At 65.0% G+C, this 13245-nt stretch carries 12 protein-coding genes; 4 read left to right on the forward strand and 8 right to left on the reverse strand.

The features are described from left to right. Window positions 1–154 precede the first annotated feature (154 nt). Window positions 155–1612, forward strand: coding sequence for a Kelch repeat-containing protein (locus tag KEG38_RS39390; protein WP_272425605.1), 1458 nt, complete (start codon window positions 155–157; stop codon window positions 1610–1612). Window positions 1613–1740: 128 nt separating this feature from the next. Here the strand turns inward: KEG38_RS39390 and KEG38_RS39395 are convergent, their stop codons facing one another. From KEG38_RS39395 to KEG38_RS39410, 4 genes are all read right to left on the reverse strand, one after another. Next, complete coding sequence (locus KEG38_RS39395) at window positions 1741–1917, reverse strand: hypothetical protein (protein ID WP_272425606.1); 177 nt, start codon at window positions 1915–1917, stop codon at window positions 1741–1743. A gap of 42 nt (window positions 1918–1959) precedes the next feature. Then, on the reverse strand, window positions 1960–2439 hold the full coding sequence (locus KEG38_RS39400) for a hypothetical protein (RefSeq protein WP_272425607.1): 480 nt from the start codon (window positions 2437–2439) through the stop codon (window positions 1960–1962). 698 nt (window positions 2440–3137) lie between these two features. Further along, complete coding sequence (locus KEG38_RS39405; protein ID WP_272425608.1) at window positions 3138–5390, reverse strand: hypothetical protein; 2253 nt, start codon at window positions 5388–5390, stop codon at window positions 3138–3140. Continuing rightward, window positions 5387–6979 carry a VPA1262 family N-terminal domain-containing protein gene (locus KEG38_RS39410; RefSeq protein ID WP_272425609.1) on the reverse strand — a complete coding sequence of 531 codons (1593 nt, stop codon included), beginning with the start codon at window positions 6977–6979 and terminating at the stop codon, window positions 5387–5389. The genes KEG38_RS39405 and KEG38_RS39410 overlap by 4 nt, the downstream gene beginning before the upstream one ends. 436 nt (window positions 6980–7415) lie before the next feature. On the opposite strand from KEG38_RS39410, the gene KEG38_RS39415 reads away from it, so the two are divergent. Continuing rightward, window positions 7416–7943 (forward strand): RNA polymerase sigma factor, encoded by a 528-nt coding sequence (locus KEG38_RS39415; protein ID WP_272425610.1) that lies wholly within the window; start codon window positions 7416–7418, stop codon window positions 7941–7943. 38 nt (window positions 7944–7981) lie between these two features. On the opposite strand, the gene KEG38_RS39420 is transcribed toward KEG38_RS39415, so the two are convergent. Next, a complete protein-coding gene (locus KEG38_RS39420) occupies window positions 7982–8689 on the reverse strand; it encodes a hypothetical protein (RefSeq protein WP_272425611.1) in 708 nt (235 codons plus the stop codon). Window positions 8690–8754: 65 nt separating this feature from the next. Between KEG38_RS39420 and KEG38_RS39425 the strand changes: the two genes are divergently transcribed. Next, a complete protein-coding gene (locus tag KEG38_RS39425; RefSeq protein ID WP_272425612.1) occupies window positions 8755–9030 on the forward strand; it encodes a hypothetical protein in 276 nt (91 codons plus the stop codon). 143 nt (window positions 9031–9173) lie between these two features. On the opposite strand, the gene KEG38_RS39430 is transcribed toward KEG38_RS39425, so the two are convergent. The 3 genes from KEG38_RS39430 to KEG38_RS39440 form a co-directional block, all read right to left on the reverse strand. After that, on the reverse strand, window positions 9174–9620 hold the full coding sequence (locus KEG38_RS39430; protein ID WP_272425613.1) for a hypothetical protein: 447 nt from the start codon (window positions 9618–9620) through the stop codon (window positions 9174–9176). After that, complete coding sequence (locus tag KEG38_RS39435) at window positions 9610–10080, reverse strand: hypothetical protein (protein ID WP_272425614.1); 471 nt, start codon at window positions 10078–10080, stop codon at window positions 9610–9612. Before KEG38_RS39435 ends, KEG38_RS39430 begins: the two co-directional genes overlap by 11 nt. A gap of 75 nt (window positions 10081–10155) precedes the next feature. Further along, on the reverse strand, window positions 10156–11466 hold the full coding sequence (locus tag KEG38_RS39440) for an RCC1 domain-containing protein (RefSeq protein ID WP_272425615.1): 1311 nt from the start codon (window positions 11464–11466) through the stop codon (window positions 10156–10158). 911 nt (window positions 11467–12377) lie between these two features. On the opposite strand from KEG38_RS39440, the gene KEG38_RS39445 reads away from it, so the two are divergent. Further along, complete coding sequence (locus KEG38_RS39445; RefSeq protein ID WP_272425616.1) at window positions 12378–12686, forward strand: DUF6968 family protein; 309 nt, start codon at window positions 12378–12380, stop codon at window positions 12684–12686. Window positions 12687–13245: the final 559 nt, after the last annotated feature.

Genomic DNA, 13245 nt, shown 5'->3' on the forward strand with positions numbered 1-13245 from the left:
CCCCCCCCCCCCTTCCCCCCCCACTGTTGGTGGGGGGGCGGGGGCGGGCCTCCCCCCCCCCCCCCACGCCACTTCGGCGGTCGAGCGGTACGATCCCGCGGCGAACACGTGGGCGTTCGCGGGGAGTCTCTCGCTGGCTCGGGCGGATTTGCGCGTGACGGCGCTCCCGGACGACCGCGTGCTCGTGACGGGCGGCTTTTCGGCGACGGCGGGGGGCACGGCCTACGTCTACAACGCCGACGTTTGCAGCCCGATGCAGGGCACGTGTACGACGCTCGCGCCGATGAACACCGTCCGCGGGATGCACACGGCTACGCTGCTCCAGAATGGCCTGGTCCTCGTCGCCGGCGGCCTGACGAACGGCTCGACGGCGACGACGTCGGTGCAGCTCTTCGATCCCGCGACGAACGCGTGGCTGCCGGCCGCTTCGCTTGGCGTGTTGCGTGGCCACCACATCGCCGCGCGCTTGCTGAACGGCAAGGTCCTCGTCGCGGCCGGCGGGTACAGCGGCACCTACCTGGCGAGCGCGGAGGTCTACGACCCGCAGACGAACACCTGGACGAACACCGCGTCGATGTCGGGGACGCGCATCCGGGCCACGGGCACGATGCTGCCGAATGGCAAGGTCCTCGTCACGGGCGGCTTCAACGGCACCCCCACCGCGAGCACGCGGCTCTACGATCCGGCCGAGGCCAACGGCGTGAGCTGCGCGGTCGCGAGCGACTGCGAGAGTGGCTTCTGCGTCGACGGCGTCTGCTGCAACACGGCCTGCGACGCAGGCGACTGCGACGCGTGCTCGATGGCGGCCGGCGCGGAGGCGGACGGCACCTGCGCGCTGCTCACGGGCCCCGTATGCAACGACGGCGACGCCTGCACGCAAGTCGACACGTGTACCAATGGCGTATGCGAGGGGAGCAACCCCGTCACCTGCGCCGCGCAGGACCCATGCCACGAGCCCGGCACGTGTGATCCTGCCACGGGCGCCTGCTCGAACCCCGAAAAGCCCGACGGCTCTGTCTGCAACGACGGCAATGCCTGCACCCAGGCCGACACCTGCAATGCAGGCACCTGCACCGGCGCCGAACCCGTCACCTGCGCCGCGCAGGACCCATGCCACGAGCCCGGTACGTGTGATCCTTCCACGGGCGCCTGCTCGAACCCCGAAAAGCCCAACGGCGCGCCATGCCCCGGTGGTGCGTGCATGACCGGAACCTGCGTCCCGGATGGCGCTGGCGGCGGCGGTGGTAGCGGCGGCGCTGGCGGTAGCGGCAGCGGTGGCTCCGGCGGCAACGGTGGCTCCGGCGGCAACGGTGGCTCCGGCGGCAGCGGTGGCTCCGGCGGCAGCGGTGGCTCCGGCGGCAGCGGTGGCTCCGGCGGCGCTGGCGGTAGCGGCAGCGGTGGCTCCGGGGGTGGTGGCGGCTCCGGCGGTGATTCCACGGGCACCGGCACCGGCGGCTCTACGTCCTCCGGCGGCAGCGATCCCACCCAGGACGGCGGTTGCGCTTGCCGCACCACTCCAACGCCCTCCGAGAGCCCCGCCCGCTGGGCCGCCCTCGTCCTCGTCGCCGCCGCTGCTGCGCACCGCCGCAGGCGGTCCCCGGCACCACGCTAGCACTGTTTCGATGGATCATGCTGCTCGGCTCTCCTCCTCGTCAGCAGTCAATTCGGTTCCAGAGGACCGCGCATGCCGGCGGATGAAACCCAGAACGGCCAGTCGTCCGTAAGCGACCGCGCTGGGGATCAAAAGACGTACGTGATCCCGACGTTGAAGCCGCCGTCGAGGTTGAGGAGCGATCGGCTGGTGGCGCCTTCGCCCACCTTCCCGAAATAGAGGACCGTCTCGGGCCTCGCGAACAAGCTGAACTTCGGGCTCGCATGAAACGTGAGGCCAAAGCCGAGCCGCGCGGTGCCGCCCACCAGCGTCAGCGCCGGCGTGCCGGGCGGCGAGGAGGGTCTGCGCTATGGATGATTCGATTCCGCTTCGGTGACGCTCAGGATGGCCTGCGCGGAGCGGTCTTGCCAGCGGGTGCCGACCCAGATATCGTATCGGCCTTCCGGAGCGTTCGAGAGATCGATCGTCGGATTCCGCGTGCCATACGAATCGTCGGAGCAGTACCATTGGCCGGACGGGTCGGAGATGAGCAGCGTGGTATCTTCGCCCGACGTCACGTAGAAGCGCAGCAAGGTCGTGACGCCCTCGCGACGGACGCGGTAGTCTGGCGCATCCGCAACGAAGCCTTCGCAGCCGGAGCGGACCGAGCTCGCGTTGTTGTACCCACCCGCCGTGACAATCACGAAAAATGGGTCACCCGAGAAACCAGCCCGAAGCGTGGTCTCGCCCTCGCGTGGGTTCAAGGAAAAGTCGATCCTCGCGAACGCGCTGGTCGCCACCAATAGCGCGGTGAGGCCTGCGAAATAAGCCAGGGATGACTTTTTCATGGAGTTCTCCCTCCCGGTCGCTCTCGAGAGCGTCCTGAGGATCATGTTGTGATGTGGACGTCAGGCGGCAAGCGAGCCACGACCCGACGATGCGCGGCGAATGAATCCCACCGCGCTCGCGTCGCTCGAGCCTTTACTTCTTGCGAGCTTTGGCGTGGGGCCCAGTCGGCATCTTTGCCCCGGCATGCCGCCGCTTCACCTCATCGTAGTGATGGAACCTGATGAACCGCGGAATTCCCGCGTAGTGATGGTACGGCAGCACCTGATCCGCCCCCCGCACCCGCCTCACACAGGCGCACCTTCCGGTTCTCGGACTCCACCCACTTCGCCACCGTCATCCGCGGCGGGACCGTCACCGTCCCCTCGATCCGAGTTTGGGGGTCCAGGGTGATGGGCTCCGTGGATCCCATCGCATCTGCCCCTCGCTTCATGTCCGAGGATGACACTGGTCACCAAGAGTTAGAGGAGGACGGATGAGAGAGTTTTTTGGCGGGCCATCGGTACATTCGAGGGGTCTGACGACGTATAGGGTTTGAGACCCGATGCCGACCGACAATAAAGGCCGTGCTCGGGCTAATTCGCGGGCTGTACGCAGTGCGAGACTGGGCCTGCGGTGACGAGAAGCGGCGCGATCTGCGTGCCAATGTGTCGAAGCCTCGCTGCGATCCTGGCGGCTCACGGCGTGAGGTCCTGCGATCTCAGCCTTTCGGCCCACGAGCGAATGTTGGCAGGTGCTCGCGCAAAGCGCTGGTGAGGTACGAGTATTCATCTTCGGCAAGCGACCAGGGAACGCGCTGTCCCCAGGAACCGGCAAGCCAGGGGAGCTTTTTGGCAAGCTCGGGTTGATCACTTGCGACGACCAGGAGATCCGGATCGACATTCGCGTCCCCTTCGGGGTCTCGCATAACCATCCGAAGATCGCGCCCACGGACGTCCCCATGCACGGCCAGGATTCGAATTTCCTGAGAGATGCCCAATTGCTTCGAGACATTCGGGGGCAGGGCGACTTGAAGCAGCCACATCGAGCCTGTCGCGTCGAGGGAAAGGAGCCGCCGAGGCGTGCAGCGCTCTTCGTCGAGGCGCTGCAGCAGTCTCGAGCCCCAGGCGATCCCGAGGGCAAACGCGCGCCTTTGTCGTGTGAGAGCAGGCTCTTTCGAGGACTTCCCTTCGCTTTGCTCCCCGATCTCCTCGATGGAGAGCGCCATCCCGAGCGCACGGACGAGATCCTCGAACGTGCGAGGAAAATCCTCATTCTGGGTATCGATCGAGCGGGGAATCGAATTGTTCTCGGTCAGCGTCGCCCACTGGTAAGCATCCCGCAGCGCCACCTCGAGATCGACGCCTGCTTGACGAATGAGGGGGCGCAATCGCTCGGGCGCGACGCCATTCCGGAAGAGCAACGACCCAGCCGAGCAGACCATCGAGGCATCATTCGCGATCGGGGGGAGAGCCCTTTGCAGCGCTTCCTCGAGATTTTCTCCGAAGATGTGCGGCAGGAAGGCGAAGAAAGAGCAAACAAGCTTTCGTTTCTCCTTGCTGAAACGCTGGAGCGAGGTGAGCCATAACCGTCGAGCCGCCTCATAGCCGCACCAGAAGAGTGGTTCGCCCCCCGCATTCGCGTCCCGCTTGCACCAATACAAGGCGGCATAGGGGCCGATGTCGAGAAGCAGCATGCTGCCAATGTCATCGTCATGACCTTCGTAACGATGCGAAAACGTTGTTCGGCGGCGCTGGGGTTCGAGGTTTCGATAGATAGATCGAAAAGCCTTCTCCGGGTCCGGAAGGCATGCGAGTAAAGCGCCGAAACGGCGTATCAGCTGCTCTGTGCTCCCGTTGTCGCGCCGGGCCATCGAGAGGCCCTTGTCCCGTCCTACGAGGAGTTCCTCGAACCATGACCAAAACGCCTGTGCCTCCGCCTGTGCCGGGTTCTCTCCCAGCATGACGGCTGTCCCGAAGAGCAGGGGCAATCCCTGGCCGCGCAGCGTGCGCGCGCCTTCGCCGCGATCGTCCGCCATGCGCGGAACCCCGTCGTTTTCCTTCAGGACGCGCCTTGCTTTCTCGCGCTTGTGCTTCTCCTTCGCCACGGCCTCGGCAGCGGTCCACGCGTCACGCGCGTCTTTCACAGAAAACCTCGTCGCGAGTAGCTCGGCGAGGACCTTGAACGCCTTCCTCTCGGGCTCGTCCTTATGGCCACCAAACCGCTGGTCGGCGATAAGCTCCTTGTGGGCGAGGTGTCCGAGAAAAGCGAAAGCGATATATTTCCCGTCGGGCCTCTCGAGGAGAACCCGAAATGCATCACGAAGCCAAACCTCGGAGGAATCGATGTGTAGAAGATGATGGGTCAGGAGCAAGGCGACCACGCTGCGGGAGGAAGCCCATCGACCGTCTTCCTCGAACACCCGCGGCGCGAGGCGGAGCAGAGCCTCAATTTGTTCCGGATTTTCTTTCAGGTGGGTGTAATGGAAGAGCGCCCCGTCCATGAGATCCAGCGCGGGCAACGTGTCGACTTCCACGCACCAGGCAGCGGGGTCGATGCAAAGGAGCAGGTGGAGGTGAAAAAAGGGATATTCTCCACGGAAGGCGACATATCCTCGGCACCGACGATCCCAGGCGGCGAGCGGATCAAGCTCATATTTCCACCCGTCGACCTGCGCATCGAATTGCCGAATCTCGTGTTTGCTGGATGAAAGAAACAGCTTCTTCGGATCCGCGATCGCAGTCTTGATTTTCTCACGCAAAACCGTGTTCCAGGTGCTACACCGTTGCTCGTCTTCGCGCACCAGCGTTGCAAATGTTTCCTTGAAAGCTCTCCAACATTCGACCTGACGTGACGGCAGCCCCTCATGGGCTCGCTCCAAGGCCTCGGGCTGGGCAGCTCCCAGCGCCACCTCCCGCGCAAGCTCACGCGCCCTTTCAATCGCCTCGGCCGGCGAAGCGTGTTGAACGCTCATGTCCCCACCTGCGCCTTCTTCCGCTCATCCACCCAAACCCGGAGATCTTTCGCGTCATCCCACGCCTTGCGGAGGTGGCCTCGAACGGCCTCCGGATCGGGAAGCGAAACGAGCATCGTTCCGCGGGAGCCGAACTCATTGAGCGAGGAACCAAGGAGCCAAACACGGTCATCAACGAGCAGAAACCGATCGTGAATGGCGGGGCGATCGCCCGTCATGACGCGAATCGCCATCGGATTGAGGCGATCCTCCGCGCCGAGCCGATCGAGGTTCGCGAGTAGAGCCTCCCCCTGTTCCTTCTCCTGCCCTTCTTCCTCGCAGCGGTTTTTCAGCATCTCTACGGAGCTCAGAATTTGAATCGGGATCCCCTCCTGCCGAACCGCGAGGGCAAATGTCAGCTCGTTGGGACCGAAATACGGATCGACGAGCAAAACCTCCCGCTTTGCCGGATGGATGAGCTCCCGCACGACGCTCGTCGCTTCGACCTTGGCCCCGGAAAACCAGCGCTGCGACCGCGAGTCAACGTGTCTCTTCCGCATTCGCTGCCTTTGCGCCTCGGCCATGCGCTCACGGGCGGACGGCGTCCTTTCTGTCTCGTTCGTGACGATCTTGTCCCCCTTGTCCACACGATCGACCTCGAAGGACTCCTCCGGTGTTTTTCCTGCCACGCGGACCCGAGAAGTGACCATGTTCACCTGGAGATTGAAACCCGTCGGAAATGCGTAGCTCCCCTGTGCAAGCAGCCCGCGTTTCAGATCAATAACTTCATCCTGGACATCGGTCACACGTGCCTCGGACTCAATCCGCAAAATCCGGGCCTTCACGATGATATGACGAATATCCACAGGCCCCATCCATGAATTGGGTCGGCATATCATAGAAAGCCCTTCCACCGTCTGCCCGGCGCGCGGCTGAAACCGCAAAAACAGAGAGCCCCGCAGTGGCATACCAGGACGAGACCGCATCTCGAGGTCCCGATACACCGGGTTCGGCGCCACGAGGTGCACCGAGCCCCAGTATTCCGGATACTCATCGAAACGAAAATGCAGCCGATCCGAGAGCCAGTCCGTCGCTTTCTCTCGCTCCGCGTCGCGCCAAACCTTCATGATCCCAGGCTCCGAAAGCGGTATCAAATGATGCACCCGCGGATTCTCCTGCCATGGCGGGCAAAATGGCGGAGTCGCGTTGTCCCCTGATACACACAGGAGGTTCGGCCAGGGCGGATCTTCGCCGAGATCCGACAATAAAAGCTTTCGTGCAGGGTCCTCCCCTGGCTTGTCCGGCAGCCCCCCAACCCCGCGCCGGCAATCCAGATACCACCGCAGCGCCTCCCGCGCAGGCATCACCACCCGACGCAGGAAGATCCTGTGGTTCGTCTTCCGGAGGAGACAAGGTTCCTTCTCCTCATCATCGTTCTCGAACGGAGGTGGCACCTCGGTCGGCAACAGCTCCACGAGCCCAAAGAGCAGCGTTCGCTCCTTTGTTTGCGTGTGCAGATCCCAGGCAATGTGAAGGACGGCCGTTGCATAATCGTCGTCGAACGTCGCAAGGGGATCGGCCGGACGAGGAGGCTCCTCCTGGATGTACATGACCCGGCCATCTTGCCCCACACCCCAGGAGCGAGCAACCAGCTCGACACTGGCGTTTGTCGACGGGCTGCTTCCGGGCGCCCGTGAGGCGGTTTGGGGGTCCAAGGTGCGGGCTCCGTGGACAGGGTGGACGACGAGCTCCGCATCAAGCTGGACCACCTCATCGGCACCCTGCACAAGCTCACGCGGCGATGAGGGGCCGGGCGTGCCGTCCGTCGTAGGACGGCACGCCTTCTGCCAACTTGGATCTTCCTCTCATTCAAGCGGCCGCGCCACGCAGTCCCGATGGATCCTGGTTCTTCCTAGACGAACCATATCCCGCACTTTCCCATTGCCTTCCCCGACAAACCATGAGACACAAAAAAGGCGACGCCAGCCGGCGCTGACACACCGACCGGCGTCTGACCCGAAACCCGCAGGAACGGAGTTCCAGGCTATGCCTAAGGTAAACGTCCCCCCCGAATCCGCCAAAAAACCTACACGCATTCCCTCCCCGGAGGCGTCTTTCGAGCGGTTTTACCGCGAATGCCGCCCCTTCGTCCGCTCCATCGTTCTGCAACGCGGCGTCCCGGAGCGGGAGGCAGACGACCTCGTGCAGGAGGTCTTTGTCATCGCCTGGCGCCGCTGGGACAGCCTCGTGACGCCCGAGGGCGCGCGGTCGTGGATTTCTACGATTGCGTTCTATGTCGCCTCGAATCACCAAAAGCTCTTGCGATATCGCGTGGAGCATCTGGCCGACGGCGAGCTACCGGCGCCGGCGTTCGAGCCGCGGGTCGTGGAGGCGATGGATGCTGCGCGCCGGATGGAGACGGTCGTCCGGAGGCTCAGCCGGAAGGTGTGGGCGGTGGCCCGCGCGTATCTGATCGACGGCCGGTCGATGCCGGAGATCGCTCGCACGTTGCGGATTCCCCTCGACACCGCGTATGCCCGGCTCGGCCTGGCACGTCGGCGGCTTTCGCTCTGACCTCACCCACACCACCGAAATCGTAGACGCGTCGTCTGTCACCGCACGGGCGGCGCCGCTTCCTCCCCCGCCCGCTTCCTCTTCCTCGCCCCCGCCCCCAGCGCCTCGAAGCTCGCCCGCTTCGCCTCATCGTTCGCAAACTCCATCCGCCCCGCCCCCTCGATCCGCGCCACGGCCGCAAGAATCCGATTCCCCATCCGATTCCGCTCCTGCGTCGTCACCGGCGCGCTCGCGCGCTTCTGCTCCTGCACCGCATCTGCATTCGTGATCGCCACGAGCGCTTGCGCGAGCCCGTCGAGGTCCTTCTGCACGATCCCGAGGGACGCGGCCTCGGCCGGGTGCTCGTTGGCGCGGCCCAGGATCTGCTGGATCACCGCCTTCACGTCGCGCACGTTCGTCTTGTTCACCTTCTGCCCGATCCCGTAGGCGCGCTTCACGTCGGCGGGCGCTTTGGCGCGGCGAACGGCGACGCGGATTTGCTGCATTTGCGCGTGCCCCTGTTCGAGCGCCACGTTTTGCGCGCTCGTCGCTGCGACGGCCTCGCTCCGGGCCTGTTTGGCGCCAGGGACGGCTTCACCGAGCTTTTCGATGTCCCCCGAAAGCCCCTGAACCAGCCCTTCCGAGAGCCGCGGGCCGAGGACAGCGGCGTGGGTGACGGCGAGGTTCAATGCTTTCAGGCCGAGCTGCGTGATGGTGGTGAAATCCTTGGCTGGAAGCGTGCTCTTCACAATCAGTGCTGCAGTCATGACGTTCCTCCCTCGACGCGTGGTGGAGGTACGGCGTCGTATCGGTCGCGAATGTTGCACGGCTCATGCCAATGGCGGTCGTGAAGAGCGCGGAGCCGTTCGTGAAGAGCGCGGAGCCGTTCGTGAAGAGCGCAGAGACACCCGTGAAGAGCGCGGAGACACCCGTGAAGAGCGCGGAGGTACTCGTGAAAGGCGCGGAGACACCCGTGAAGAGCGCAGAGGCACCCGTGAAGAGCGCGGAGACACCCGTGAAGAGCGCAGAGACACTCGGGAAGAGCGCGGAAGCACTCGTGAAAAGCGCGGAGGCACCCGTGAAGAGCGCGGAAGCACTCGTGAAGTGAGATCCATCACTTGTGCGCCACCGAGCGGCGCATGAACGCTCCAGAACGGAGCGGTGCACCGCTCCAAAACGGAGCAGCACCCGCTCCAAAACGGAGCAGACCTGGCGGCGGATGCGCTGGAGCTCGGTAGAGAACTCCGTTGCTCAGTGAACGAAGAAGCCGCCAGCGGCGGCGCAGCCTTCGCAGAACACCGCGAACGACTCCAGGAGCGCGAAGAGCTCGCGTTCGTGCTCGAGCGGTTCGAGCTTCGCGCGCGTAGCTTCGAGCATCGCCCGAAGTCCGGCGGCAGCGAGCGGACACTCTCGCTCGCTCAGCCACGCGCCGTCGTTGAAACAGAGCTTGAAGAGCGGAACCCCTTCGCCCTCCGGAGCCTGGATGCGCAAGGCCCTGTCCCGCTCGGCTCCTTCTGCCGGGACCAAGGGGCGTAGGTACGACTCGTTGAGTACGCCGACGTTCGCGAGCGCCTCGCGCACCCGCTCCATGGCGTTAGCGTCGAGGCGAAGGTATCGCGCGTCGTCCGGTGCTTCCGTCGCGACCGCGCCCTCCCTCCGCAGGATGGGATGGTCCGCGCGATAGAGGTCATAACCCATGGTATTTGCCGATCAGGAGGTCCTCGAGCGTCGCGCGCTTTTCGGGAGGGAGCGTCGCGAAGCGAAAGCGACCACGCACGCCATACGCTTCGATGCGGTGGGAGAGCCGGCGAACGACGTTCTCGACCGGCACCACCATACGAACGCCGTCGAACTGGAGGACGCTGTCGCCGAGGTCGTCTGGGAACGTGTACACCCAGAGCCACATCGCGCTCCGGGGTGCGGAAGGCGTCTCGAGGTAGCAGCCGAGGACGAAGTCGACGCTCTCGTCGTCCTCGACGATGCCGTAGTTGCCGACGGTGATCCGCTCGCCTGCGGGCCCGAGGATCGGAAAGGCTCTTTCGAGAGCCGGCGCCAAGCGCGGCATCGACCCGTCCTCCGCACGCGCGAAGACTTCGACGAAGGACGGCAGCCGATCGGCAATCAGCTGGCGCTCGGTGGCGAGGTCCGCTGCGTTCACGGGCGAACCCTAGCCGACTTCCAGCGATGGGAGAAGCTACCGTTCGCGGCGACGCGGCGCGCGCGACGGCGCGCGTTATTCGGCGTGCGGGCCGAGGACGTAGCGCGGCTCGTGTACGAGCGTGACGTCCATCGCGCCGGAGCCGTCGTTGACGGGAGTCGGCAAACCGCGGCCGTCGCCGAGGTACCCGGAGATTCCGGCACACGCGATCGCGCCGCTCTCGAGCCGCGCGCACAGGCGCCCGCCGCCGCTCGCGATCTCGATCGGCTTGCCGGCGAAGGACAGCGGCTCGCCACCGAGCACATCATTGAACTTTCCCGCGCACGTCACGCGGTCCGCGCCGTCGACCGCGCAGACGAATCCGTCTCCGATCGCGACGTCTCGCGCGCGCTCGAACGACATCTTGACAGCACCGTCATCGAAACCGGCGCCCCAGCAATACGTGTCGCCCGCGCGCGTGATCGCACACACCGTCGCGCGGTTCGACTCGAGGTGGACGACGCCATCGAAGGCCGCCACGCGGTGCAGAACGCCGTCGTCCTGCTCTTTGCCGGGTGCCACGCCGAGCACGCCAAAATAATTTTGGCCCCAACACCACACCGCACCTGCTGCATCGGTCGCGCACGAGAACCCGATGCCGGCCGTCAAGAGCGTTGCTCCGCGAATCGGCACCTTGCTCCGCGCGTATTCGCCGCCCGCACCCGTCGGCGCCCGCTTTGCCTCGCGACCGCCAAGATTCGCGAGCACCGGCGGCACGCCGAGCGAAAATACGGGTGCCACGCAAACGACCTCCCCGCGAACGATGGCGCAGACGTGGTGGTCGCCGACCGCAATTCGTGAGGCGCCCGCGAGCGCTCGAACCTCTCCGCTCCCGCAGGCGTGATCATCGCACAGCGCGGTGAAGATTCCTTCCGTGCAGCGGACGGTGCCTCGCGAGAGCGTGCACGTACCTTCCATCGAGGTCGCGACCTGGTCGCCGCGTTCGAATGGTAGCTCAACGGCCAGAGCCGCGTGCTTGCTCTCGCAAAGGTTCATCCGACCGCGCTTCTCGTCGCGCCCCCAACACGCCACACGACCACCGTCGAGGAGCGCGCACGTGTGGAGCTCGCTCGCGACGAGAGCCGTGGCCTTTGCCGACCGATCGGCGAGCGGCGCCGCGCAGCCAAGCGGCGGCACGCCGGCGAGCGCCGGAGGCGGCGGCAGCGAGGGCGCAGGAGCCGCCGGATGCTCGGACGCGCCCCCGCATCCGGCGGACGCCATGAGAACGAAGGCGATGGCCGTACAGGAGCGAGCGAACTGGACGGAAGCGAAGGACGGCACGGGCTCGGGAAGGTAGTTAACGCGAAGAACTTTTGCAAGGCCGCCCGCCGCCGAACGCGCTCGCACTCCAGCCGGGTAAAGCGCATCCGATTTCCAGCGCGCCCTTATGGCATCGTCCGGAGACTCTATCCCGCACCCTCGTCGACTTCGGTGGCCATGTCGCTTTCGGCGTCCGCTAAGCCACTCATCAAGGTCTGCCTCCGCTGTGCTTCCTTTACGTCGTTATCAGCCTGCCGGAAGGTGTGGGCGGTGGCCCGCGCGTATCTGATCGACGGCCGGTCAATGCCGGAGATCGCTCGGACGTTGCGGATTCCCCTCGACACCGCGTATGCCCGGCTCGGGCTGGCACGTTGGCGGCTTTCGCTCTGACCTCACCCACCCCAACCCTCCCTCTCCACGTGGTGGAGAGGGAGGGAGTTTCCGGCTTGATCCAGCGCCTTTCATCCCCTCTCCAATCGGATCCGCGCGGAGCAGTTCGTCACCGAGGGCAAGAGCGAGGAGGCGTGGTGGCCTCGTAGGATCCAAGGCAGCCTCCACGCGTGCCTGACCCAAGAGAGGACCGAGCCCGCCGGCTTTCGGTGACTGTGCGCCACGTCATGCGGAAACTTGGCACGACGAGTGCGGTATGTATATCTGGGAACCTACGATCACACGGAGGGAGAGGTGGGGGTGCAACGAAGGAAGTTCGCGCGCAATGCATTGGCGATCGTGTGGGCAGTCAGCTTGTTGGTACTATTCTTATCATCGGGACAGGCGACGGCATATCAAGACGTAAAGAAGGCAGCGATGCCGGTTGTCGCCTCGGACGACAGCGAGTGGGCCTACTGTAGACGCGCGTGCGATCTCGTGTGGGATTACGACAACCGTCAATGTCGCAAGTTGCCCGAGAAGCCGAAGAAACATCGCGAACGATGCTGACGTCGTGCCAACGAGGAGCGCTCACGATGTTATCTCGAATGCGAGAAAGAGGCGCAACGATGACGGTCATCGCCGAGCGTGAGCTACGTTTTACTCAACCAGGCAAGCGGGGGGCACGGAAGGTCCTCGTCCGGATCCATGCGCCTGCACCCGAGGAAAACGGGAACTGGTCGGTGTGTTTCGAGATCCACGGCCCCGGTGAGCACAAGACGAGTCGATCCGTATGGGGCGCGGACTCCGTGCAAGCGCTCGTGCTGGCTCTGGCGAACATCCCGCTCGATCTGAGCCTGGTAGCTCACGAAATGGGCGGAACGATCAAATTCCTAGGGCGAAAGGACCTGGGATTCACGGTAAGTCCGCCTCAATGAGAGGAGCGCCGAGCGCGCGGTACGGTGACAATGGTTCTGAGTCTGGGAACCCTTGGCCCCGGCAGTGTGGATGATCTCTTGCAATATCGCGTGGAGCATCTGGCCGACGGCGAGCCGGCCTTCGAGCCGCGGGTCGTGGAGGCGATCGATCCCGCGCGACGGGTGGCGGAGGCTCGGCCGGAAGGTGTGGGCGGTGGTCCGCGCGCATCTGCTCGACAGTCGTTCGTATCTCCTCGCGCAGCCACGTCTTGCTCGACGCCCGCAGACGTGGCAGGGCGCGGCCGGCGCGTTCCCGGGACTGCCCGGTTCGTCGCAAGCGATCAATACTCCGAGCAGTCCAGTGCCCTCGTCGCGCCGCCTTCGGCCCGGACAATGCGGCATGCCGTTCGCCTTGCGCTATCCCTGAGCCGCGACCTCATGCGGCAGCGCGATCCTCTCTCCGCGCAGCGCCGCCATGATCGCCGTACGTAGGTACGCCTTCGGGTCGAGCCCGCAGAGCTTCGCGCTCTCCACGTACGAATAGAAAAGCGCAGCCACCTCGGTCCCACGCTTCGACCGT

Source organism: Polyangium jinanense (genome assembly GCF_028435265.1).
GTDB lineage: Bacteria > Myxococcota_A > Polyangia > Polyangiales > Polyangiaceae > Polyangium > Polyangium jinanense.